23 protein-coding genes are annotated in these 19,682 nt (G+C 41.4%); 2 read left to right on the top strand and 21 right to left on the bottom strand.

What is annotated here, in order from left to right:
* Positions 1 to 361: 361 nt before the first annotated feature.
* The 15 genes from G633_RS0113960 to G633_RS20160 all read right to left on the bottom strand — a co-directional run bounded on the left by G633_RS0113960 (position 362) and on the right by G633_RS20160 (position 13,029).
* Entirely contained in the window at positions 362 to 1,237 is an 876-nt protein-coding gene (locus G633_RS0113960) for a BRO family protein (RefSeq protein WP_026520303.1), read from the bottom strand.
* Positions 1,227 to 1,466, bottom strand: coding sequence for a helix-turn-helix domain-containing protein (locus tag G633_RS0113955; RefSeq protein ID WP_026520302.1), 240 nt, complete (start codon positions 1,464 to 1,466; stop codon positions 1,227 to 1,229). The genes G633_RS0113960 and G633_RS0113955 overlap by 11 nt, the downstream gene beginning before the upstream one ends.
* Before the next feature lie 441 nt (positions 1,467 to 1,907).
* A complete protein-coding gene (locus G633_RS0113950) occupies positions 1,908 to 2,384 on the bottom strand; it encodes a zinc-ribbon domain-containing protein (protein ID WP_026520301.1) in 477 nt (158 codons plus the stop codon).
* Between the two features lie 327 nt (positions 2,385 to 2,711).
* Positions 2,712 to 3,866, bottom strand: coding sequence for an ATP-binding protein (locus G633_RS0113945; protein ID WP_022768943.1), 1,155 nt, complete (start codon positions 3,864 to 3,866; stop codon positions 2,712 to 2,714).
* A gap of 111 nt (positions 3,867 to 3,977) precedes the next feature.
* Positions 3,978 to 5,264: a S41 family peptidase gene (locus G633_RS0113940; protein ID WP_026520300.1), complete on the bottom strand. Its 1,287-nt coding sequence runs from the start codon at positions 5,262 to 5,264 to the stop codon at positions 3,978 to 3,980.
* A complete protein-coding gene (locus G633_RS0113935) occupies positions 5,239 to 6,432 on the bottom strand; it encodes a winged helix-turn-helix domain-containing protein (RefSeq protein WP_026520299.1) in 1,194 nt (397 codons plus the stop codon). Before G633_RS0113935 ends, G633_RS0113940 begins: the two co-directional genes overlap by 26 nt.
* 17 nt (positions 6,433 to 6,449) lie before the next feature.
* Positions 6,450 to 7,208, bottom strand: a complete 759-nt coding sequence (locus G633_RS0113930; RefSeq protein ID WP_026520298.1) for a hypothetical protein — start codon at positions 7,206 to 7,208, stop codon at positions 6,450 to 6,452.
* Positions 7,205 to 7,726 carry a GNAT family N-acetyltransferase gene (locus G633_RS18570; RefSeq protein WP_051200231.1) on the bottom strand — a complete coding sequence of 174 codons (522 nt, stop codon included), beginning with the start codon at positions 7,724 to 7,726 and terminating at the stop codon, positions 7,205 to 7,207. The genes G633_RS0113930 and G633_RS18570 overlap by 4 nt, the downstream gene beginning before the upstream one ends.
* A gap of 188 nt (positions 7,727 to 7,914) precedes the next feature.
* A complete protein-coding gene (locus G633_RS0113920) occupies positions 7,915 to 8,199 on the bottom strand; it encodes a helix-turn-helix domain-containing protein (protein ID WP_026520297.1) in 285 nt (94 codons plus the stop codon).
* Between the two features lie 76 nt (positions 8,200 to 8,275).
* The gene (locus G633_RS0113915) at positions 8,276 to 8,824 is read right to left on the bottom strand and encodes a hypothetical protein (protein ID WP_026520296.1); all 549 of its coding nucleotides are present in this window, start codon (positions 8,822 to 8,824) and stop codon (positions 8,276 to 8,278) included.
* A 6-nt stretch (positions 8,825 to 8,830) separates the two neighbouring features.
* Entirely contained in the window at positions 8,831 to 9,046 is a 216-nt protein-coding gene (locus G633_RS0113910) for a helix-turn-helix domain-containing protein (RefSeq protein ID WP_022768932.1), read from the bottom strand.
* A 217-nt stretch (positions 9,047 to 9,263) separates the two neighbouring features.
* Positions 9,264 to 11,309: a methyl-accepting chemotaxis protein gene (locus G633_RS0113905; RefSeq protein ID WP_026520295.1), complete on the bottom strand. Its 2,046-nt coding sequence runs from the start codon at positions 11,307 to 11,309 to the stop codon at positions 9,264 to 9,266.
* A gap of 132 nt (positions 11,310 to 11,441) precedes the next feature.
* On the bottom strand, positions 11,442 to 11,855 hold the full coding sequence (locus G633_RS0113900; RefSeq protein ID WP_026520294.1) for a DUF6608 family protein: 414 nt from the start codon (positions 11,853 to 11,855) through the stop codon (positions 11,442 to 11,444).
* Positions 11,839 to 12,309, bottom strand: coding sequence for a LytTR family DNA-binding domain-containing protein (locus tag G633_RS19485; protein WP_051200229.1), 471 nt, complete (start codon positions 12,307 to 12,309; stop codon positions 11,839 to 11,841). Before G633_RS19485 ends, G633_RS0113900 begins: the two co-directional genes overlap by 17 nt.
* Positions 12,310 to 12,318: 9 nt before the next feature.
* Positions 12,319 to 13,029, bottom strand: a complete 711-nt coding sequence (locus G633_RS20160) for a hypothetical protein (RefSeq protein ID WP_026520293.1) — start codon at positions 13,027 to 13,029, stop codon at positions 12,319 to 12,321.
* A 227-nt stretch (positions 13,030 to 13,256) separates the two neighbouring features.
* On the opposite strand from G633_RS20160, the gene G633_RS0113885 reads away from it, so the two are divergent.
* Positions 13,257 to 13,949 (top strand): hypothetical protein, encoded by a 693-nt coding sequence (locus G633_RS0113885; protein ID WP_022768925.1) that lies wholly within the window; start codon positions 13,257 to 13,259, stop codon positions 13,947 to 13,949.
* Here the strand turns inward: G633_RS0113885 and G633_RS0113880 are convergent.
* Both G633_RS0113880 and G633_RS0113875 read right to left on the bottom strand, forming a co-directional pair.
* Positions 13,938 to 14,585, bottom strand: a complete 648-nt coding sequence (locus G633_RS0113880; RefSeq protein ID WP_026520292.1) for an HAD hydrolase-like protein — start codon at positions 14,583 to 14,585, stop codon at positions 13,938 to 13,940. The genes G633_RS0113885 and G633_RS0113880 overlap by 12 nt on opposite strands.
* A gap of 124 nt (positions 14,586 to 14,709) precedes the next feature.
* Positions 14,710 to 15,588, bottom strand: a complete 879-nt coding sequence (locus G633_RS0113875) for an SPL family radical SAM protein (protein WP_026520291.1) — start codon at positions 15,586 to 15,588, stop codon at positions 14,710 to 14,712.
* Between the two features lie 196 nt (positions 15,589 to 15,784).
* Between G633_RS0113875 and G633_RS18560 the strand changes: the two genes are divergently transcribed.
* On the top strand, positions 15,785 to 16,543 hold the full coding sequence (locus tag G633_RS18560) for a transposase (protein WP_196804270.1): 759 nt from the start codon (positions 15,785 to 15,787) through the stop codon (positions 16,541 to 16,543).
* Positions 16,544 to 16,584: 41 nt separating this feature from the next.
* Here the strand turns inward: G633_RS18560 and G633_RS0113865 are convergent, their stop codons facing one another.
* The 4 genes from G633_RS0113865 to G633_RS0113850 are packed head-to-tail and all read right to left on the bottom strand — an operon-like array spanning position 16,585 to position 19,359.
* Complete coding sequence (locus tag G633_RS0113865) at positions 16,585 to 17,334, bottom strand: GNAT family N-acetyltransferase (RefSeq protein WP_026520290.1); 750 nt, start codon at positions 17,332 to 17,334, stop codon at positions 16,585 to 16,587.
* 4 nt (positions 17,335 to 17,338) lie between these two features.
* Positions 17,339 to 17,977 (bottom strand): GyrI-like domain-containing protein, encoded by a 639-nt coding sequence (locus tag G633_RS0113860; RefSeq protein WP_026520289.1) that lies wholly within the window; start codon positions 17,975 to 17,977, stop codon positions 17,339 to 17,341.
* A 54-nt stretch (positions 17,978 to 18,031) separates the two neighbouring features.
* Positions 18,032 to 18,445 (bottom strand): VOC family protein, encoded by a 414-nt coding sequence (locus G633_RS0113855; protein WP_026520288.1) that lies wholly within the window; start codon positions 18,443 to 18,445, stop codon positions 18,032 to 18,034.
* Complete coding sequence (locus G633_RS0113850) at positions 18,442 to 19,359, bottom strand: helix-turn-helix transcriptional regulator (RefSeq protein WP_026520287.1); 918 nt, start codon at positions 19,357 to 19,359, stop codon at positions 18,442 to 18,444. Before G633_RS0113850 ends, G633_RS0113855 begins: the two co-directional genes overlap by 4 nt.
* Between the last annotated feature and the right edge of the window lie 323 nt (positions 19,360 to 19,682).

Genomic DNA, 19,682 nt, shown 5'->3' with positions numbered 1-19,682 from the left:
GTCGGGTAGCAAGTTGGCAGGCAACAGAAAAAACTGCAGTTTCAGTCGCACAAGTCGGGCGGCAAGTTGGCAGACAACGGAAAAATCAGCGTTATCATTTGGCTTTATATTTACAACAATTATCAGTGCGCATATAATAACAGTGATCAGGTTGCAGAAACTTGCGATGCCTGCGACCGGAAGAAGGACCAATGAGTCCTTCTTTTTTATTATAACGAAAAGACATCCCATATCTGGAATGTCCTTCTAACAAGAACGCCGGACCGGACAGCTTAACATCTGCCTTACATCCTCATGCAGTTTGCGACGATTTACCTCGCTTATATAACCATATCATGAATTATCCCAAAGCAAAAGTACATCATTCTCCATTTTCATTATCATTTTCATACTCGATATCTATAATGTTCTCTATAAGCCCAACAACAGCATCATTAAGTTGCATCGCATTTAGACTTGTGATGACGGGCTTACCGGTTTCTGCCTCAATATTCTTTCTGGCATCTCCAGCAATCTGTCCGCCTCTTTTTGCTATTGTTTTGTTTTCATCAAGTCCCTGTGGATTATGTACTTTAGTTAGCTCAGTAGTAGTTGCTTCTGCCAACATATTTAATGCAAGCTCAAGAGTACTCATGTTATCTCTTAGGTTTTCTTTTTTGAGTTCCTTAAGATTCTTATACTGCCTTGTTGACATGCCTGACCAGGCTCTGGTAACTTCATCTGTCAAGATAGCAAACTCTTTTCCCTGCTTAACACCATGACCTTTCCACTGATCCGTTAGCTCTTTTCTTGCACGAATTGTCTGAAGTCTTTGATTAATCCAGTCTGCGTCATATCCAAGTCTTGCATATGTTTCCAAAGCGCGATCTATCGTAAGCTCAGGGTCTATCGTCTCCTCTATCCTTTCACGGCCAACCTGTGCAAGCCACATCTTAAATGGTTCAGCCTTCTTGGAAGGAATTGACTGGATAATTCTTAGAAGTTGTTCAGTATTTGCTACATCAGTAAATCGCTTTCTCCCATCTTTAGCAGTCATTTTCAAAGCGTGACAATTTGTCACGGTTTCATTTCCTTCTTCTTTCAGTCTTTGCTTTAGTTTCCTCCAATATGTAGTCGGATCCTTACTTTCAGTTAAAACACCCGCCACATCAACAATTGAGAAATACCACTCCTCTTCATCTTCTACCCATGCGGTTCTAATAGGTTGATTTTCAAATAATTGTACTTTATCTGTCATCGTCGTTGTCCCCATTTTTCTCTACATTTTTCTCTACATTTTTACTTCCCACCAGTTTTTCCATTTCGATTTTATACGCCATCAATCTCAAATGATAATCTGGCATTTTCCTATTTCCCAATTCCCAATCCTGCAGTGTACGATACGGAATTTCAAAATACGCACAAAACTCTTTTCTCGACATTCCAGTACTGTTTCTTAATTCTATCAAATAATCTCTGCTATCCATGCAAGTCACCCCGTTCATTCAATGCCTTTATACTCATTGCGTATTATCAGTATACGCATACGCGATGCGTGTTGTCAATAAAAAATGTCGATCAACTATACAGTCAACCGACATTTTTATTATTGTTGTTTACCCGATTACCCTAACGACAAGTTGCAATTCAAAATATTAGATAATCAAAGCACTTTCTAAAAAACAAAAAGGGTAAATCGAGGGTAAACATTATAATCTCTTAATAGAATGTTCTCACCACACGGCTTTGCTACATTTTGTTAGTACTATGCCATGGCAGACGAAAAGTATTCTTATCATTTCAAAAACTCCCGTATTTTCTACATTTTTAAGCTTTTTTATACCTTTTCCTCGGCATATCCTCCTTGTCTTTATCTATATTGGCTTACCAACTGACCACAGACTGATCATGGCCCATACTCATAATGATTAGATTATATTTGCAACATAGAAAAAAACTCCTAAATAGAGGATGATAGCAAATAAGATGGTGATGAATATCCTACCCCAATAGCGTTTTTTCCACTTCTTGTTACATATAGGGCACGTAGTATTAAACGAAAGATATGTCTTCTTTTTTAGGAACATGTTGTACTTAGTATGGCATTTAGGGCAGGTGACTACTTCGCTCATTATTTCACTCTTGTTCCCAGCAGCTGTCACACTTTTTTTCTTAGCTCCCTTGTTATAGCTTATTTTAGGTTGCAGTGGTTTACGCACATTATTGCGATGCTCAACTTCTGACCACATAGCATCAGCAGCTTCTTGCCTTCTCTGCTTTTGTTCTTCGTTTTTGTTCCGAAGAATCTGCTGTCGGGTTTTATAGTCATCCTTAATAGGCCTTCCGCAATATGAGCAGAACATACTGTCCCCTACTATAACCTTCCCACAAGATGGACACTTCATTATGATTCCTCCAAATATTCATTCACTATTATTTTAAACGATATCACACAAAAAATCGCTCTTAAGAATCATAAAGTATCAAAAATTATCGTAATCATCCTGTGTGGCTACTCCAATACATAAACATAGTAGTTCCGCGGCTTTCCAAGCTATTACGGGTTATAAATATTACACCTTCGTGGTGCCGTGGCAGACGAATAGAATTCTTATCATCTTAGCAAAAAACCTCTATTTATGTGTATTTACTGGCTTTAAACCTATTTTTGTCCAACGTATTTTTCTCATTTTCGTGGATTTCCAGAAGTCAATTTCCTCCGGCATCATGCATCACACTCTTCTTTGCCGAGCAATCTCTACTGCATCAGATATATGTAGATCTTTTTTTACATAAGCAGCAAGATAAGGAATGCAAAACATGACCTTTCCCTGCTCAGGAGCTGCTATGATTCCATTGTCAATAAGGTAAGCTCTGGTTTTGCTCAGTTTACTCTGGGTTGTTCCAAAGCCATGCGCAATATCAGCAGTTGCAGCCAGTCGATCTTCATTTAGACAGTCTGACATTATTCTAAGATATTTTTTCTCACTATTTGGTAATTCATCCAATAATGGCTTCAACGATCTTTGTTCATATGCAAATACAGAATTTGTTATAGCTACCGAAGCTTCATCTTCTGTAACAACATGCTTCTTTTCTGCATTAAGTTCATTTATCCGCAATATAAGATGATATCCGAGAAGTTGCATCAAATACGGATGTCCAAAGCTTGCACTATTAAAATTCGCTATTATACTATCATCAATTACCAGCCCCTTTATTTTTGAAAAAGCTTTTTTTAGAGCGTCAGTTGTTTCATCCCATGTGAATAGCCCAAGCTCCGAATGAGTCGCACGTCTCAAATAAGTACAACCTTCATGTCTTATTATCTCAGAATATGCATATGGCAATCCTGCTACAGCCAGAATAATATCATTTCCCTTTCGAGAAGCCATTTGAAAGGCATTGCACAAAGATGAAACATCCTCTATCGGTACTTTTTGAACCTCATCAACTGTAACCAAAATTCCATTCTTGGAGTTAGCACAAGCCTTGAGAAGAAGTTCCTGTAACCTTTCCTTTCCAACATGCTCAGTCTTGGATACTGCTCCTGCACTAATGCCACCGCCTATTCCCAACACACTCACATTAGCTTGGGGATTTACTGTTTTGGTCATTTCATCATATCCCGAAAGCGCATAAACAAGCTGTGATATTGTGTTTTCAGGTCCAAGATCTATTACAGTCCTTTTTTTTGCAGCAGCTCTGATAGAAAACTGCTCTAAAAGAGCTGTCTTACCGCTTCCTCTCGTTCCTGTAATAAACATAGCGCGATCTTCACTTCCCAAGTCTATCATCGCATGATCAAAAAGCTTTAAAATCTCTTCTCTTCCAAAAAAGACTCCGGGCTTTCCTCCAAATATTGGTGAAAAAGGATTAGTAAACATTGACATTCCTCCACGTTTATTACTTTTTCTATTTCTAATATACTCAATGCATAATTTTATGTCAAATCTGTATTTTCTGTAAAATCTGTACGTTCTGTATCACAATGCATTTTATATCTGATCCATCACATAATCCAGTTCAACGTCTTTTCCGATATTCTCAGGCTTCCACGGTATATAATCATCAACCGGAACACCCTTTTGACCAAGGCCTTTGCCATGATCGATCCGTGTATCTCTGGAGGTTGGATAAGTCAGCTTAAAATCACCAAATTCAACCATATTTACGTTGGAATAATCAGTGATTCCGCTTGTCGGCCTGCCTACTACGGTTACCTTCGGTGAAAAAGACATTGCTTCCACGAAAGCATCTCCCGAAGAGCCACATCTCTCATCAGTGATGACGAAGACCTTTTCGGGGTTTTTCCTTCCGCACATATCAAGCGGCGTCTCATCTTTCTCCTCGATCAGACCTTTACCGTATTTTTCCTTAAGGTCTGAGAGCATCTTATCAACCATGGGCTTAACATCATCAGGAATCATATCACCAAAAAAGCTTTTTAAGAGCCTGCGTCTGTCATCGCAGTTTCTTGCTGAATAGTTTATGGCAATCGGATACTCCTGCCTGATATATTTACTTACCGGCTCGCCCTCAGGAAAACTGTATTCAAAAAGCGGGAAAAAAGCACCATCAGCTCCTCCACCGTTATCACGGACGTCAATGATCAGATTCCTGCAGCTGTTAAGCTGCTGCCTGCATTCGTCATATAATTTACTGATAGCTTCAGCATCAACAAAATCCGCCAGTCTTAAATACAGCGTGTCATTTTCATAGCTTTTGTAGTAATAGCTTTCAGCAGGTTCAGATTTTGTGCCAAGTTTAACCGAAAGCTCTTTTGCGGATCCGTCACCATGTTCTACTGTCAAAGTGTTATAAAACTTAATGACTGAAGGCCACAGCATCCCCTGACGTTCCAAAGACTCGCCCATGAGCATGATCTTTTCTCTATCTGCTATCTCCGGAATAGTCATACCGTCAATCTTAGTTATTCTATCACCGGGTACAAGGCCGGTTTCGCCATCTGCCTCCGTAACATAAAGCACATCTTCGTATCGCATAACAGAGAAGCCAACATTCTTCATTTCAGCATCTGAAAATCCAATATGCGCAAAAACCTTAAACCCTGCCAAATACTGCTGAACTACATGAACAAACTCTTTTCTGTCCATGTCATCAGCTATTATTTCCAAATACTTATCATATTCCCCGGCACCGTAATCAGGATATGTAGCTGAATCATGTTCCATGATGCTACCTATCTCACGGAATATCTCTGTATAAGTCACAATCTCTCCTCCGAATTTTGATATATCATTTCTGAAAACTCTTGCAGTCATTGAATTTGGCAAAACGGCTAAGTGTCCGCTCCAGTGCCAGGTTCAATGCTTTTGTCTGCCTAACTCCCAGCTCCCACCACAAGCCCTTAACCTGAAGAATACCTTCCTTTCGATCCGGAACAGCTTCTATTCGGCCAACGAATCGATCTCCGTATATGATGGGAAGCGTATAATAACCATACTTTCTTTTTACCGCAGGTGTGTATATTTCCCACGAGTATCTGAAATCCCACAAAGCCAGGATCAAAGCCTTATCCCACATAAGCGGATCCAGCGGTGCAATAAAAGACATTCTGGGTTTTAGATTCGCAGTTCCAGCAAGAATTTCCTGCATGAGCGCTTCATCTTCGATGCGATAGTAGAAAGGCACCTTTATCCCCTCTACCATAACAGATCCGATCTTCTTATCCGCAGACAGGTCTGCGAGTACTCTTTTCCGTAAATCCGCTTTCAGGTCAATGCCCAGAAAAGCCGTACTGCTCTTATCCCACAAAAGACCTACTGCCCCGATCCTACGCAGAACACGCCAGGAAATAAGCTCGTATTCATCTTTGCATGGATTGTCAGCTTTTAGCAATGCGGCAGGAAGATATTTCTCCGCAAGGTCATAATACTTACGGCTTCCTTTTTTATGATGAATGATCAGTTCACCGTCGGTATAGAGCTGCTCCAGGACCGATCTGGCGGCCTGAGACTTTTTCTGCCAATTACCGCTCCAATGCATCGAAGAGTGCCAGTAGATCTCACCTTCGATTGGCAATGTATCGCTGCAGACAGGGCCATGCTCTCTGATGAAAGATACTGCCTCCTCTTTTAGTTCCTTAAGTCCCTCAAAAGTATCACTCATCCGAAGGCTTCGCTCTCTGAAGGAAGCAAAATACGGCCAATCCTGTGCGGGCCATATCGACAGTTCTTTATCCACATAGTCTACGAGCTTACGGTCCTCATACAACAGCTCCCAAAGCATGGATTTCTTAAAGCCTTTAACTCTGGACTGCAATGTAAGTTCAGCATTCTTGCCACAAACATCAACAGGGTCAAACTGAATGCATCCCGCCTGATGTATATAATCGTAAGCACCTTCTTTCCCTGCAAAACGATACGAACCGATCAGCCCCTGCTTGGCAAGGATAAACTGCGTTGCCTGTTGTTTTGTAATTGTAAGCATACTGGCCTATACCTTCTTTAATATTCCTTTGACTTAAGTTCCAGGTATTTCCCCTCAAATACTTCTCTGCAGATCCTAAGTTCCAGCTCCTGCCTGTGCCTGAAATGGTCAAGTAATGCCTTGGGTCCTGACAAGCTCTTTTCCCGAGCATAAGGAGAATTATCAAAATAGCTCATCATCAGCGGAAACCACATCTCATTGCCCTTGTCATCCGACCTTTCTTTCCTTATAACATCGATGTTTGATGCTATGTCTTCAGTTCGGATATACATTATCTGATATTCCTTGCCGGCAAGAGTTTCCTTCACTTTCTTGTAGAAGTCAATAATCTCCTGATCGCTGCAATTCCGAAACAATATCATGTCCTCTACTATATTTTGAAAAAGAGAACACTCAAAAATATACTTATCTCCGCTCCAGTTCCGAAATCTCTTTAAGACAATTTCTCTGAAACAGTCCGGTTCAAGATTCCCGTTATATATCTCATACTGCTCCAGATCCTTATGGAATCCCGGAATATCGGTAATGATCTTAGTGTAGCAGATGATCATGTGGTCGTCTTCTTCATAGCTCTTTTCCATGATCTTACTGCGGATATCGCTGTACTTATCAAGAATGCCCGCATAGGTTTTCTTATCAACATAAGCACACCACGCAAGCTCCACAGGAGAATAATCGCCCTCACAAACAGCCTTGTAGTCATGATACTTCTCCGAGAGCTGCCTTACAAGTGTACTTTTGCCACTTCCCTGCAATCCTTCAACAAAATAATTCATGCAATCTCCTTTCTGGTCAACCTGTTCCCCCGAAGTTTTAGCTCTTTTCCGGAGTCCGTTACAAGCTCCTCTATATCGAGAGCTTCAATCACGTAGCTCTCAGCGAATTTGCTCAGCAATTTGTTACTACCTGCGTTTCGGACATCGGCTTCGTAGAAAAACTCTGTCTTGCCGTACTTCCGATGAGCATAGTCTAATATGTATTTAAGTGCTTCATACGCATAGCCCTTTCCCTGCTCAGATTCTATGATCCACGCTCCAAGCTCCGGAGAGTCTCCTGAAAGTCCGTGCATTTCGACGTTTCCAACGAATCTCTCATCTGCGTCAACTACGGCAAAAACAAGAGTTTCCTCTTTTTCCATCTCATCAAGAAAATCCTGAAGAAGAGCTCTTGCATCCTCAATGCTCTCAAAGGGGTCAGGCCACTGATATTTGGTTATTTCATCGTTGAAATTATTGTAATAATCCTCAAGATATTTCATATCAAATGGAATAATCCTAATCTTTCTGTTTGTCATCAAATTCCTCCCGCGTCATCTGCCATTGCAAACAAAAAAGCCTATTCTGCATACGCAAAATAGACTCACACAAATAGACCTATATTCATCCCTTCACCTAAACGCAAAGCGCTCTTTCATTATATTTAAAGACCTTCTAATACTAACATATGCAGTATTAGAAGGCAAATGATTACGTATTTCTTTGTTTATATTTTTTTCGGAACAAACTCTATCCTGAGTGTACTGTCCATCGCTTCCGCAAGGCGTTTCAAAAGAGCTATACTTGGATTCCTTGTTCCCTTCTCGAGACGACATATATCAGCCTGACTAATTCCACTTTTCTCCGCCAATTCCATTTGCGTCATGCCGGCTCGTATACGCGCATCTAGTATAGCTCTTGTAATATTCATTTCCGGCTGAAGCGCTTCATACTCCTTTTTAAAATCAGGATCCTGCATCAATTCATTGGTTAGTTCTTGTAAGTCACTCATATATGCCTGCCTCCTTTCTTTATGCTATATATAGCATAATAAATATTCTTAGTCAATCATACAGCATTCAGAGCATTCAAAGCATTGACGGCAGATTCTGTACAACAAATTCCTGACCGGTTCTATCATATTCAACTCTGTAATATGAGTTTCCACTCATGCTTGTTTGCAATGAATGTGTTATACCGATAGCCTGAGCTTTTTCTGTGGTAAGTGTGACTTTCTTGCCCAGCTTGCTGTCTTCTGTTTCAATCAGATAGCCATTTCTCTTAAGCCAGTCTGTTATTGTTCTGTATGATAATTTCTTATATACCGACTCATCGATTCCGGAATTCAATTGCTCAGTCAGTCTTGTAATTGTCTTAACCTCTGAATACCTAAAGCTATCAAGCGTTTCTATCGGGAATTCTTTTTTCTTGTTTCCACCGGTTTTCCCAATAATTCCGTTGTTATCCTTAAGCTCTGCCAATACATCTTTTACAAAAAACATGCTTCTGATAATGACAGGATCATTCATTACATCATCCTTATCAGCTATATCGTTATTAATGGGATTTTTCCCATCTGCTATGCGCTCAACAAATGTAAGCGCTGTTTCCACTTTTTCTAAATCAAATTGTTTCACTAATAATTAATCTCCATTTCTTTTAGTATCTTCTTTGCTCTCTACAAGCTTTTCCATTTCAATCTTATATGCCATCAATCTAAGGAGATAATCAGGCATCTTTCTATTTCCCAGTTCCCAGTCCTGTAGCGTGCGATATGGAATCTCAAAATATGTGCAGAATTCCTTCCTCGACATTCCTGTGCGATTTCTTAATTCAATCAGGTATTCTCTGCTATCCATCTCTGTATCCCCCTATCAGTCAATCAACAAACAAATTTCTATACTCAACGCGTATATTATTTCATACACATTGCGTATTGTCAATTGCATTTACAAAAAAGACATACCACTTATTGGTATGCCTTCTCTGTCAGATACTTATGCACTTTTTTCGCAGCAGCATTGTTGTCAGCAGATTTACCAAGCCATAGCCTTTTTCATATTCGCATGCTCTGTTTTACTGAATTGTAAATCTCTCAAGGTTTCCGTTGATGGTATCAACCGCCTCAGATACTGAAGATGCTGCACTAGCAACAAGCTCTGAGGATGATGCAACACCCTTGGCAGCTTCTGTAACTCTTTCAACATTGTCGGCAATTTCCTGAGTTGATGCCGACTGCTCTTCAGAAACTGATGCCATATTTGTTGCTACATCATTAACCTTCTCCATCTGTCCGGCCATAATGGTAAGTGTATCATTGGCTTCTGACAGCTGCTGTGTGATTTCCTTAAATGTAGAAGCCGCATTATTGATAGATTCAGCACTTGAGTTGATCATCTGAGTATTGGTCTCAGATTTCTCCGAAAGCTGCTGTACTCTTGCTGACATGTCTTTGATAATGTCTGCAATCTGCTTTGTAGCGTCTGCTGAGTTCTGAGCAAGCTGTCCGATCTCCTGAGCAACAACAGCAAAGCCCTTTCCTGCCTCACCGGCTCTTGCAGCCTCAATGCTGGCATTGAGTGACAAAAGATTAGTCTGTGAAGAAATGGAGTTGATAAGATCAACGATCTGATTGATCTTCTCAGCAGCCTCATCAACACTTGAAACTGCATCTGCCATATCCTTCATGGAATCAACAATATCGTTCATTCCGTTTGCGACACCTGCCATCTCATGCTGTCCGGAATCAGCCTTGGAAACAAGCTCGTTCATTGTTTCCTCAATCTGCTGCTCCTGCTCTGTTACATTAGCAACTGTCTGAGCAAGGACTGTAGCATTTTCTGCAACTTCATTGACAGCCTGGGCCATGTTTTCAATGTTTTCACGAATCTGATTCATGCTGGCCGACTGCTCGTTAGCTGCTCCCTCAAGGTCTTCAGCTGTACTCTTGGAGTTCTGTGCATCATCAAGAAGTCTGCCGGAAACATCTTTAATTTCACTCAGGGACGTTCTCATACCATTGACAAAGTCGCCCATGGCATTGTTCATATATGCAATTTCGTCATCACCGTTAGATGATATGTCAACAGTGAAGTCACCGTTCGAAATCTTTTCAATATTGCCTGTGAGGCTTGTAACAGGGTTCTTAATAAGTTTTCTAAGAACAATGTTCATTATTATGATCACAGCTGCAACAGAAATCACAATAACAACTGCAAGAATAGCAACAAGGCTGATAAGTGCTGAGAGCACCTCTTTTTGCTTAGCATAAACTATTACGAACCAGTCAGTACCACTTACCTGGGAAGCAGCGAGATAATACTTTTCTCCGTTTATCTTGGCATTGACTACTTCATGAGTCTCTTTTCCCGACTCTTCTGCTACATACTTGCCAATAGCGGTCAGGAACGGATCATCCTGAATATCAGCTACATTACTTCCGCAAACATCAGCATTTTTATAAGTAAGCAAAAGCCCCTGACTTGTGATCATCATAGCTCCGCCGGTCTGATATATCTTAACGTTACCAAGCTCTTCCTGAACACTTGATAAGAACATATCGGCTGCAAAAGCACCTTCTCTGCCATCCTTAAGATGAACACGTCTTATAACAGATGCACAAAGCCCGCCTGTGACCTTATCAAAATAAGGAACATCATAGTAATAGAACCAGCTGTTTGTGTACGTCATTGCTTCCTTGTACATAACATTTTCTGTACAATCTTCTATTTCATATGTCGGGTCAGCCGGATACAAAAATGTCTTATCATTAAGCATTACATACGTGCCGGTTGGAAGAAGCGCGTATCTGCCGACTGTTCCCGCAAGATATCCCATTATTTCTTCATTGGAGGAAAATTCATTCTGTTCAACTGCATCTGCCACAGCGTTGAGGTAATAGAATGTAGAATTGAGCTCTCTGTTTACCTTACTGGCATCTACAGAAACCTCGTTTTCCAAAGAATTGTAAATAAGATCCTTGATCATTGAATAACCAAGAGAAAATGTGATTCCCTCAGCTACCAGGATTGTGATGAGAAGCATTGCAACAAACAGTGCAGAAATCCTAGCACTGATTGCCTTTGGTGATGCGCCTGCTTTCTTAGACGTATTGTCACTCATGATATACCTCCATATAAAACATGAAAATTTCTTACAACGACTACACTATTTATAAGTATACATAATGATTATAAATATTGTATAAAGTAAATATGTAATCGTTATAAAAAACATTTCTTTTTACATGAAAGGCTACTCAAGATTGGAAAATACTTCGTTAGCTCTTTTAATCTGTCTGAAGAAACTTATGTAGTATACAATTGCCCCTGCTACATAGGGAATCGTCACCGAAACGAACATGTCTTTGTAGGCTGATGGAGCATTTTCCGTAAAATGTCCCATGATCCAGATGCACAAAAAGACAAATCCTATTAGCGCAAGGTACTGCCCGATCACCACAGGTATGAACGGAAAGCGCTGCAGATAATAGTGGAGCGAAAGCACGAAGGTCGCCAGCACCGAGATTCCCAAGCAGGTAAAAATATTCTCGGTATAATATCTGTCGATAAATCCTGTACTCTTTTCGAGCAGAAGCTTACCACATACAACGAGTGTAAAGGTGATACAGACAATGGAGATAAAATTATGCTTATTGATCAGTTTCATTTTTCTTCCTCCCCTGTAAGGTCTTTAGCGCTTCGTAAAACTCTACCCTGTAGCCTCTGTTCATCACAAGGCACTCATCGTTCTTCAGATATATGAGCGTCCTCATGTTGAGATCTCCCTGAAGTCTCTTTATCTTGTAGAGATTAACGATGCAGGATTTGCTGATACGCACAAAACCTACATCTTTGTGATCATCTATGATTCCCTGCAAAGTTTCTTTTACCTCAATACAGGTATCCTTGGTATATCCAAATGTCTTCCTGTCCACGGTCTCAAAGTAGAATATGGCGGAAAGAGGATGCGTCACCCTCTTTCCATCCGTAGTTCCTTCTATATATTTCAGCGCAGGCCTTAGTCTTTCAAGCACCGCAGCTGTCTCGCTGTCTATCACGTCATAGTGAAGTTCTAAGTAGTTCTCCTCTATGTTTTCCTCTCTGGTCTTAAGAAATTTCATTTTCTCCCCTTATAAAATGAACATGATGCAGAGGAACAGGTAGGAAAGTCTTAAATTCCTTCTCGTAAGAAGATATACTCCTCCAAAGACAAATCCTCCAATTGCAGTGGATATACCGGTCACAAGGGATCCCTTTGTAAACCAGTGACCAAGCCCCCATGTAAGTGCCACCACAATTCCTCCATAGGGAATCTTATCATTTTTGAACCACTTTTCAAATGCATACTGGCCAAAAACGATGATGAGAAGTACAAGAAATACCTCTGCCAGATAGTAAATGTACTGGAATGTGAAAAGAACCGGTCCCCTCTTACTGAATTCTTTGAGGACTTTGCTGCCGCCCCAGTCAAGCCATGTTGAGATCAGGCAAAAGGCTGTTCCTGTGATGAGGAGTACCCACTGGGTTAAAGACATTTCTTTGGTGCCACGGATAAGGCTCTTTTCCCTGAAGTTCCTGATGAGGTCAACTCCTGATTTACGTGCGCATTCCTTGATTACATACAGTCCGCCGAATACCCATACTATAACTGTTAATGTCCAGTGCAAAATGCTCTGCCACATGTTAAAACTTCTAAAGTCATATCCATATACGTTTATCTCAATCACATATGCGAGTAAAAGCTCGAATCCGATAACGGCAAAAGCCTCTAAAGCATAGCTCAAAAAATCAAGTCCCTGGAAGAATCTGTTTTTGTCTTTTGTAAGTGTCATTGTTTTCATTTTGAAAAGCTCCTTTGCAGTAGTTGTTGTTTCATCTGATAAACATACCTTACTAGGCCCGGAGCCTTGTTACAATGCCTCATGTACTAAGTTGCAATAAACGATGCTTAAGTTGCAAATAATGTGACATTTCTGTGATAGGGGGAATTATACAATCATCACAAAATAGAAAAAAACTATCGTAATTGATAGTTTCTACTAAATAAATAAAAAAGGAGATGAAAAATATGAGAAAGATGAATTTAATCATAGCAGCTATCGCCTGCGTAGCACTTTGTGCATCTGTTTTAACTGGATTCAAGTCACTTGCAGCAACAAATGAAGCAGCTCAGGGAAAGACACTTGGCGGATGGGAAGTTGCAGAACAGAATAACCCCGTCATGATAAATGAAAAAGACAACGCTCGCATTCAGACTGTACTTAAAGGAAGTGGTGACAACTTCAAGGTGCTTGATCTTGTCGCAACACAGGTTGTATCAGGAGCAAACTACATGTATCTCGTATATGGAACAACAGCAGACAATGCAGTTCCTGGTTACTATTTCGTAACAGTTTACGAGAATACACAAGGAATCGATACAATAATCGGAACTACACCTATTGATGTAAATGCCATTCAGACTACTGCACCTATGGGAAAAGGCATGGTTGGCGGATGGGCAGTACGCGGAACAGGTAAGCCCGGTATGTTATCAGACCAGAATGCACAGGCTTCCTTTGATAAGATCAACAATGAAGCTGTTATGTACAATCCGATTGCACTGCTTGCAACACAGGTTGTATCAGGAACCAATTATAAGGCTCTTTGCAGAGGAAACGATAGTAACCTTTATGTAGTAACCTGGTACAATGATCTACAGAATAACGCAAGCTTTACATCTGCAGAGTGCGTTAACATCGGTGCATATTCAGGACTTTGATAATATATCCGAGATGTCTTTTACTGAATCAGCAATAAACGTCGCACCGGATTCTCTTAGGCTTTCGGTATTACCATACCCGTAGGTAACAGCAATGCTATCTACTCCGGCCCCCAGGGCACCTTCGATATCATATTTGGTATCACCAATCATAATACATTCATTCTTGTCAAGGCCGTATTCATTTACGGCCTTTTCTATTAGCCTCTTTTTGTCCGAGCTGTGGTCTGAGAGTTCGGGTGCGATTATGGCATCGAAGAGGTCTGACATTCCGATCTTCTCGATTATCATTTTTGAAAACTTCATGGGCTTGCTGGTCACAAGAAGGACTGTTTTGTTTTGGGCTTTCAGATTCTGCAACAGCGCGATGATGCCATCGTAAATGTCGACATCATACATGCGCTCTTTTTCATAAATATATCTGTACAGGGCTACTGCCTTGTCGCAATCCTCTCCATGAAACTGATACTCTCTCTCAAATGAATCATACAAAGACGGCCCAATGAAAGTTTCCAGCTTCTCTTTGGACTGATCCGTTATTCCGAACTGTTCCAGTGCATATTCAACTGATGATGTGATCGCCCTTCCGGAATCTGTCACGGTTCCGTCAAGATCAAACATTATATTCTTGTACATTTCTCTCCTCGCATTTTGAGCCCTGGGGACGGAGTCAGTGGCTCATTTGTGAGCCCTGGGGACGGAGTCATGGGCTCATTTGTGACCCCTGGGGACGGAGTCATGGGCTCATTTTTATGTCATGTCACAGGCTGAACAAGCTCATCTGCTCATACTTATCAGGTAGTTCATTCATATAGCTAAAGCAATCTTCCGGCTTGTACATGATTTTGTTTGATATGCAGAACTCTTGGAAGGTCTGCATTAGCTCTTTTGCATTAGGACTTGGAAGATCATAGGCGTTTCCGTAACGCGTAATATAGCGCTCTTTCATTCCGGGGAAATGCTTATCCAGCGCTGCATAGTAGTATTCCCGGTCGCCTTCCCGAAGCGTTAGTCCCATGCCGAAATCTATAATACCCTTTACACCCACGCGAGCGCAATCCTTAAGTATTGATGTCAGGTTTTGCTCAGTATCATTGATAAAGGGCAGAATCGGCGTGATCCATACGATTGTTGGGATTCCTCTTTTCTGCATCTCTTCGAGCACTTCTATCCTGCGCTTTGTATTGCACACATTGGGTTCCAAGATGCTGCACAGCTCATCGTCGTAGGTTGTGAGCGTCATCTGCACCACGCATTTTGCGCTGCGATTTATTTCGTCCAGGAGGTCTATGTCACGAAGGATTCTGTCGGATTTGGTCTGAATGGCAAGGCCGAATTCATATTTTCTTATGACTTCCAGACAGCGCCTTGTCAGGCACAATTCTTCCTCGCAGTGCATATAAGGATCTGACATAGAGCCTGTTCCTATCATGCACTTTTTTCTCTTGGACTTCAGCGCTTTTTCCAGAAGCTCCGGTGCGTTAATCTTAACTTCGATATCCTCAAATGGATGTGTGAACTGATAGCACTTGCTTCTGCTGTCACAATAAATACAACCGTGGGTGCATCCACGATAAATATTCATTCCATGGCGACCATGGTTTTCTGTGAGAATTCCTTTTGCTTTGACAAAGTGCATTGTGTTCCTCCATTTTTGAGCCCTGGGGACGGAGTCAGGAGCTCATTTGTGAGCCCTAGGGACGGAGTCAATGGCTCATTTTTATTTTCATATTGCTTTTCTTTTTCAACAATTGTATAATGCGTTTTAAATTATTATCAATCACAGAGTTCTTCTGTGAACAAAGGAGTAGATTATGCCAAGAAGGCCAAGAATCATGAGTTCGACTGGCATATATCACATCATACTTCGTTCTGTAAATCAACATCTCATCTTCGAAGAAGATTCTGATTATCAAAAGTTTGTCTACATTCTTTCAGATTGCAAAATGAAATATGACATTAAGGTATATGCATATTGTTTGATGGATAATCATATCCACTTATTGTTAAATTCCCCGGCGGATAAACTTTCTGTCTTTTTCCAAAGCCTGGGGACAAAATTTGTACGATGGTATAACAACAAATATTTGCGTACAGGACATCTCTTTCAGGATAGATTTCGCAGTACGTCAATAGAGAGTGAAAGAGCTTTTCTTGCCGCAATAGTTTATATACATAACAATCCGGTCAAAGCAAACATGTGTCGTTATCCATCAGAATATCGCTGGAGCAGCTACAACGCTTATTATGGTCAAAAGAATTCTCTGATCGATACAAGTCTTGCTGATAAGATCGCCGGTGACAGAGATTCTCTTCACAGATTCTTCTCCAGAGCGTCAAATCATTCAAATGATGAACTTTTTGCAGATGATCATAAAATGCAAAAGCTCTTTCTGACCGATGAAAAAGCTTTGGAAGTCTTTATATCAACATCTAAACTGACTTCAACATCTGAAGTAAATAACCTTAACAGAGTACAACGAAACCACTTGATCTGCGAGTTGAGAGACAAAGGCTTAACCATAAAGCAGATTGCGAGGTTAATGGATATTTCTTTAGCCACAGTAAAACGACTGAGCAAAATGATCCCTTGACTCCGTCCCTAGGGCTCACAGATGAGCCACTGACTCCGTCCCTAGGGCTCATTTACTATCTTCAAAAACTTTTTGTCGTTCATCTGCTCATTGGTGACATATTCACCGTCACAGAAGAATGCATAGGTTGTTACGGGTGTTGGCGCGTTTTGCGCCTCTTCCCTGCTGGTTATCTTAATTGCCTTGAACAGGATACTGTGCTCAGCGGCAGTTTGTTCAAGAATCGGAACATACTTCGCGTTGAATGGGCATTGGTTTGTATAGTAGAGAACATAACCCTTTTCTTCTACATGCGGATGTTTAGCGCACTCTTTGAACTGTGGAGCCACGCTATCTTCTGCAAATGGCAGGTACCACAATTGTATCCCGTTGTCTGCTTCATCGCACACTGTAAAGCCCTTGTATGTAAGGAACTTCGGATCAGCCAGGAAAGGCTTTTTCTTTGCTGCAGCCAGAATACATAGACCAAGCTTTCCCTTCTCTTTGCTATCGCAAATGCAAGAATCAAGCAGCTCGGTAGAATATCCATGTCCCTTGAATGCACCTGATACCCACAGGCAGTCGATATACATATAATTATCTGCAACAATGGGAACCCAGGCATTCTCAGCAGGAATATATTCAATGAAACACTTGCCTCGCTCTGCGCTTTTTAAAAACACAAGCCCTTCATCAAACCTCTCAGCAAGCCATGCCTTCTTGGATGAAACCTGTACATCTTTATTGTTTGAGATAGCACAACAAATGTGCTCATCTTCCAGATTGTCTTTTGTAACCCTGACAAACTCCATTTACTCAACCCTCCTTAAGTTTTATCGGATGCCTGATCACGGTTCTCAGTTTCTCAGGCGCCACCTTCCTAGCATCGCTTAAATAGATCTCGTGATGAAGTCGTTTGTCTGTAATGTCCAGTGCATACCCCTGCTCCTCCATATACTCATACATCATCGCTACAGTCGCAGGTTCATCATCATATGGTCCGACATGCAGGCATTGGACGCAGAGGCCCTCTTCCAAAGTCATAAACTCCACCTTGGAAAAATTCTGCTTTTTCTTAGATGTAGCCTCTGAAACTGCCCAGTCAAAATCATCCTTTGTCACAAAATCCGGGAGCCGTATCGCAGAAATCCAATTAAAGCTTTCCTTATGTGCATAATCTATTCCTTCAACTCCGTCCTGCCACCAAAACCCTTCAAGCGGAGGCACAACATAATCGAAATAGCCTTCAATTCTATGGTCGCCCTTCTTACTCATCTTTATGGTAAAAGAGATTGCATAAAGCATGCCAATTGCTCTTTTATATTCACCGTCTTCCTTATTAGGGTCGCCACTTCCGCGCACGGCAACAAAATTCATCTTAGGTACAGTTACAATTTCCGGTTTTGATGCCGGCATATAAAATTCTTTAAACTCTTTTTTATAATCAAACGCCATAGTTGATCCTCTCCACCCCTCCAAAAAATGAGCCCTTGACTCCGTCCCTAGGGCTCATTTTTCGTCCTTGGTTTCGTAGGGTTTGTTCCATGAGCCGATTTCGATAAGATTTCCTTCAGGGTCTGCGATGTAGCATGTTCGCTGGCCCCATGGCTCAAGCTCAGGCTCAAGCACCGCTGTTGCGCCGCCTTCTACTGCCTTTTTGAACGCAGCATCAACCTCTTCAAAGGTATCCACATAGAGTGCAATCTCAGAATGTCCGTTAAGTCCCTTGACATACTCATACTTCCTATTTGTCATCTTCTCGAAATCCCCTCTTCCATACAGCAGGAAAAGAGTTCCATCCTTAACCAGATATACATTGGAAGTATCCTCTGCCTCTTTTATCTCAAATCCCAGAACATCTCTGTAAAATCTGATCATCTTCCCCATGTCTTCCACCAAAAGTCCAAATCCATCAAGTCTCATTTCTCATCCTCCTTATAAACATCATTCATATTCCTAACGATCTCAGTCAGTCTCTTTCGCGCTTGTTTCGGCTCAAGAATCTCCGCCTTTTCTCCAAAGGTCAAAATCCACGTAACGAGGTTCTCCATATCCGTGTAATCCGCCGTAAACAGCAGTTTTCCATCATCCTGCTCTATAAAGCACGCAGGGCCAAACTCTTCTACCAGGCGCCACTTCACGTCTTTTGTGAAAAGAGCTTTCACCTTTATTCCACCCGGAAACAACTTTTCAGTTGAAAGATCCGGCGCCGGAACGCTTCTGCACTTAAATACAGCATTCGACTCACCGACCTTATCCATGCGATTTAGTTTAAACAGACGAAAGTCTTTTCTTTTAAGGCACCATCCCCACACGTACCAGCTGGACCACTTGAACACCACATAATATGGCTCAATCCTGCGACTGCTCTCTCCGCTCTGGCTGTAATACTTAAAGGTCAGTATGTGCCTGTTTTCAATGGCGCTTTGTATAGTTTCTATCTTGGGAGCAAGCGTATCCCGGTACCAGGACGAGAGATCGATCAGAATGGAATCACGGCCACTCACAAACTCAGATGAACCGGCACTGATCTTTTCCATAAGCTGTCCATAGTATCTGCTGCCACTGATACTGTCAAGGCTTCTGAGACCGGCAAGGATCACCTGCATGTCTTTTGACGTAAGAAGAGTCCTGTCCATCCGGTATCCATCCATGATACTGATTCCGCCGTGGGCGCCCTGGGTAGTCTGTATCGGAATCCCGGCTTTGCACAGGTCTTCTATGTCTCTGTTTATGGTTCTCTTTGATACTTCAAACCGCTCTGCCAGCTCAGGAGCTGTAGTTTTCTCCTGCTGAAGCAGCACGGAAAGTATCCCGATCAGCCTGTCTATCTTCATTTTCGCTCTCTTCCTGCTCTCAATATCTAGGTCAAATGAAAAACTGAATTCCGGTTTATAGTTGCAAAAAATGCATGTGAGGCTTTTTTAGGAGTTTTTTTATAAAAACGGTACTTTGACATGCCCCAAAAACATGCTAAAATCGGTTTACCAATTCTGTTTGTTTGCATAGCAAACAGATGGCTGGAGCAGATTGAGAAAATTTAAATTCCACCCATCAAAAGAGATTTTATGATCTTCGGGTGGTTATCTGTCTGCTGATTTATTAGTCTACGTGATTATTTATCACGGTATTCAATGAGTGCCGGTTTTAGCAGGACTTC

Origin of the sequence: Butyrivibrio sp. FCS006 (assembly GCF_000424525.1) — a bacterium.
In the GTDB taxonomy this organism is placed as follows: Bacteria; Bacillota; Clostridia; order Lachnospirales; family Lachnospiraceae; genus Butyrivibrio.
Note: the sequence above shows the minus strand (reverse complement) of the source record. Positions and strands in the feature narration are given on the sequence as shown.

Bases quoted from the DNA above. Each gene is read 5' to 3' on its own strand.
- G633_RS0113960 (WP_026520303.1), bottom strand. From the start codon at position 1,237: ATGACAGATAAAGTACAATTATTTGAAAATCAACCTATTAGAACCGCA.
- G633_RS0113955 (WP_026520302.1), bottom strand. From the start codon at position 1,466: ATGGATAGCAGAGATTATTTGATAGAATTAAGAAACAGTACTGGAATG.
- G633_RS0113950 (WP_026520301.1), bottom strand. From the start codon at position 2,384: ATGAAGTGTCCATCTTGTGGGAAGGTTATAGTAGGGGACAGTATGTTC.
- G633_RS0113945 (WP_022768943.1), bottom strand. From the start codon at position 3,866: ATGTTTACTAATCCTTTTTCACCAATATTTGGAGGAAAGCCCGGAGTC.
- G633_RS0113940 (WP_026520300.1), bottom strand. From the start codon at position 5,264: ATGACTGCAAGAGTTTTCAGAAATGATATATCAAAATTCGGAGGAGAG.
- G633_RS0113935 (WP_026520299.1), bottom strand. From the start codon at position 6,432: ATGCTTACAATTACAAAACAACAGGCAACGCAGTTTATCCTTGCCAAG.
- G633_RS0113930 (WP_026520298.1), bottom strand. From the start codon at position 7,208: ATGAATTATTTTGTTGAAGGATTGCAGGGAAGTGGCAAAAGTACACTT.
- G633_RS18570 (WP_051200231.1), bottom strand. From the start codon at position 7,726: ATGACAAACAGAAAGATTAGGATTATTCCATTTGATATGAAATATCTT.
- G633_RS0113920 (WP_026520297.1), bottom strand. From the start codon at position 8,199: ATGAGTGACTTACAAGAACTAACCAATGAATTGATGCAGGATCCTGAT.
- G633_RS0113910 (WP_022768932.1), bottom strand. From the start codon at position 9,046: ATGGATAGCAGAGAATACCTGATTGAATTAAGAAATCGCACAGGAATG.
- G633_RS0113905 (WP_026520295.1), bottom strand. From the start codon at position 11,309: ATGAGTGACAATACGTCTAAGAAAGCAGGCGCATCACCAAAGGCAATC.
- G633_RS0113900 (WP_026520294.1), bottom strand. From the start codon at position 11,855: ATGAAACTGATCAATAAGCATAATTTTATCTCCATTGTCTGTATCACC.
- G633_RS19485 (WP_051200229.1), bottom strand. From the start codon at position 12,309: ATGAAATTTCTTAAGACCAGAGAGGAAAACATAGAGGAGAACTACTTA.
- G633_RS20160 (WP_026520293.1), bottom strand. From the start codon at position 13,029: ATGAAAACAATGACACTTACAAAAGACAAAAACAGATTCTTCCAGGGA.
- G633_RS0113885 (WP_022768925.1), top strand. From the start codon at position 13,257: ATGAGAAAGATGAATTTAATCATAGCAGCTATCGCCTGCGTAGCACTT.
- G633_RS0113880 (WP_026520292.1), bottom strand. From the start codon at position 14,585: ATGTACAAGAATATAATGTTTGATCTTGACGGAACCGTGACAGATTCC.
- G633_RS0113875 (WP_026520291.1), bottom strand. From the start codon at position 15,588: ATGCACTTTGTCAAAGCAAAAGGAATTCTCACAGAAAACCATGGTCGC.
- G633_RS18560 (WP_196804270.1), top strand. From the start codon at position 15,785: ATGAGTTCGACTGGCATATATCACATCATACTTCGTTCTGTAAATCAA.
- G633_RS0113865 (WP_026520290.1), bottom strand. From the start codon at position 17,334: ATGGAGTTTGTCAGGGTTACAAAAGACAATCTGGAAGATGAGCACATT.
- G633_RS0113860 (WP_026520289.1), bottom strand. From the start codon at position 17,977: ATGGCGTTTGATTATAAAAAAGAGTTTAAAGAATTTTATATGCCGGCA.
- G633_RS0113855 (WP_026520288.1), bottom strand. From the start codon at position 18,445: ATGAGACTTGATGGATTTGGACTTTTGGTGGAAGACATGGGGAAGATG.
- G633_RS0113850 (WP_026520287.1), bottom strand. From the start codon at position 19,359: ATGAAGATAGACAGGCTGATCGGGATACTTTCCGTGCTGCTTCAGCAG.